The following is a 2,345-nucleotide window of genomic DNA, read 5'->3' as shown; positions in this document are numbered from 1 at the left end:
GCTGTCGCCGCTGCCGACCAGGCTCAACGCGCGCGTGGTCGGCACGCCCAGGTGATGCATCGCTTCGCTGCACAGGAATTCGCGGATCGACGAACGCAGCACCGCGCGGCCGTCGGCGCCGCGCGAATAGGGGGTACGCCCGGCGCCCTTCAACTGCAGCTCCCAGTGCGCGCCGTCGGCAGCGACCAGTTCGCCCAGCGAAATCGCACGCCCATCGCCGAGCTGGCCGGCCCAATGGCCGAACTGGTGCCCGCCGTAGTTGGCCGCCCAGGGCTGCATGCCGGCGTACAGCGCGTTGCCGCCGAACACGCGGGCGAAGTCGGCGCTGTCGGTGAGGTCCGTGCCGATGCCCAGCAGCTCGGCCACCTCGGTCGACAACGCCAGCAGCTGCGGATCGGCCACCGGCGTGGGCATCACCGCCGACCACGCCGCACCGCGCACCTCGCGCACGCGGGGGCCGGTTTCCTCGTCGCCGGGGAGTTGCGCGATGAAACGGTTGTCGAAACGCAGCGGGTCGGTGTCCATCGCTACGAAATGGGGGCGCAGGTGCGCCCCCGCAAGCTCAGCCCGTGCCCGCGCCCAGGTCCAGCGCACCGCCTTGCCCGCTGGCGCGCTGGTAGGCCGGACGCTGCTCGATGCGCTGCAGGAAAGCCTGCAGCTTGGGGTAGTTGGCCATGCTGCCGGCGCGCGAGGCAGCGGCCTGAATCGGGAAACTCATCTGGATGTCGGCGGCGGTGAAGCGTTCGCCGGCAAACCACGGCGACTGGCCCAGCTCGCGCTCCATCCAGTCCAGGTGCAGCTTGAGCTGCGGGCCGACGAACCCCTTCATCACCTTGTCCACGATGCTGCGGGCAATCGGCCGGGCGAAGAACGGCATCGGCGCCTTGCGTACCCGCGCGAACACCAGGCTCATCAGCAGCGGCGGCATGGCCGAGCCTTCGGCGTAGTGCATCCAGTAGCGGTAGCGCAGCCGCTCGCTGGCCTGGGCCGGCAGCAGTTCGGGCGAGAGCTGGCGGCCACTGTCATAGCGGTCGGCCAGATAGTCCAGGATCGCCCCGGATTCGGCCAGCACCAGCGCGTCGTCCTGCAGCACCGGCGACTTGCCCAGCGGATGGATCCCGCGCAGCGCCTGCGGTGCCAGCCAGGTCTTCGGATCGCGCTGGTAGTTGACCACCTGGTACGGCAGGCCAAGCTCTTCGAGCATCCACAGCACGCGCAGCGAGCGCGAGTGGTCCAGATGGTGCACTTTGATCATTGCCGCGTCCGCAGGTTCAAAGCGTCATCGTAACCGTGGCGATGGATGGATGCCGTCATCGGCGACCACCGACCCGGTGGTCGGGCCCGGAACCACGCGCACAACAAAAAACGCCGGAAGCTTTCGCTTCCGGCGTTTCATTGCAACCTGACGGTAGCGGGGGGTCGATTAGACCGCCTGCACCTGGTCAGCCTGCATACCCTTCTGGCCCTGCACGGCGACGAAGGTCACCTTCTGGCCTTCCTGCAGCGACTTGAAGCCGGTGCCCTGGATGGCACGGAAGTGCACGAAGAGGTCCGGGCCGCTTTCCGGGGTGATGAAGCCGAAGCCCTTCGCATCGTTGAACCACTTGACGGTACCGCTCTGACGATCAGACATGTACAAACTCCTGAAACAATAGTTGAAATAATCGCGGCTTCCCATTGTGGGCGCCGAGACTGAGTTGCAGGCGTTGGTAAAGCGGATCGATGAGCAGATCGTGAGATCAACTGCACCAGGCCACGATTCACGGTGACCCTAGCAAACACAGTGTGGGTGACGATACTCGTGTTTTACCGAAAAAGCGATAGCTGGTTTATTCAGCCATCCCCCCGTCCCGCCTGACAGGACAAGGGATTGGCGCATCGTACACGAATTCGTCACGCCTATTCAGACTTTTCCTACCTTAAGATCAGCAAAATGCCCGATTCAAGTTCCCCGGTTTGCCGCATCTGGGTTGATGCGGATGCCTGTCCCGGCGTCATCAAGGAGATCCTGTTCCGCGCCGCCACGCGGGTGAAGATCCCGCTGGTGCTGGTGGCCAACCATTGGCTGCGGGTTCCGCCCTCCCCGCTGATCAGCTTTCTGCAGGTGCCGCCGGGGCTGGATGTGGCCGACAGCGCGATCGTTGAACGACTGGCCGCTGGCGATCTGGTGGTCACCCAGGACATCCCGCTGGCGGCCCTGGTCCTGGAAAAACGGGCCGTGGCGCTGAACCCGCGCGGCCAGCTGTACACCCCGGACAACATGGCCGAGCGATTGTCGATGCGCAATTTCATGGAGGAACTGCGCGGTGCCGGCATCCAGACCGGCGGCCCGCCCCCGCTGGGGC

At 65.6% G+C, this 2,345-nt stretch carries 4 protein-coding genes; 1 reads left to right on the top strand and 3 read right to left on the bottom strand.

Annotated features, from left to right (window positions below; all coding sequences use genetic code 11):
• The 3 genes from RTO53_RS19860 to RTO53_RS19850 form a co-directional block, all read right to left on the bottom strand.
• Nucleotides 1–525: protein adenylyltransferase SelO family protein (locus RTO53_RS19860; RefSeq protein WP_312239380.1), on the bottom strand; the 525-nt coding region annotated here is incomplete at its 3' end.
• 37 nt (nucleotides 526–562) lie between these two features.
• Nucleotides 563–1,255, bottom strand: a complete 693-nt coding sequence (locus RTO53_RS19855; RefSeq protein WP_312239379.1) for a glutathione S-transferase — start codon at nucleotides 1,253–1,255, stop codon at nucleotides 563–565.
• 168 nt (nucleotides 1,256–1,423) lie between these two features.
• Complete coding sequence (locus tag RTO53_RS19850; RefSeq protein WP_006451993.1) at nucleotides 1,424–1,633, bottom strand: cold-shock protein; 210 nt, start codon at nucleotides 1,631–1,633, stop codon at nucleotides 1,424–1,426.
• 300 nt (nucleotides 1,634–1,933) lie between these two features.
• Between RTO53_RS19850 and RTO53_RS19845 the strand changes: the two genes are divergently transcribed.
• The coding region (locus RTO53_RS19845; protein ID WP_312239378.1) for a YaiI/YqxD family protein at nucleotides 1,934–2,345 on the top strand (412 nt) is incomplete at its 3' end.

It is taken from the genome of Stenotrophomonas sp. (assembly GCF_031995405.1).
Classification (GTDB): domain Bacteria; phylum Pseudomonadota; class Gammaproteobacteria; order Xanthomonadales; family Xanthomonadaceae; genus Stenotrophomonas.
Note: the sequence above shows the minus strand (reverse complement) of the source record. Positions and strands in the feature narration are given on the sequence as shown.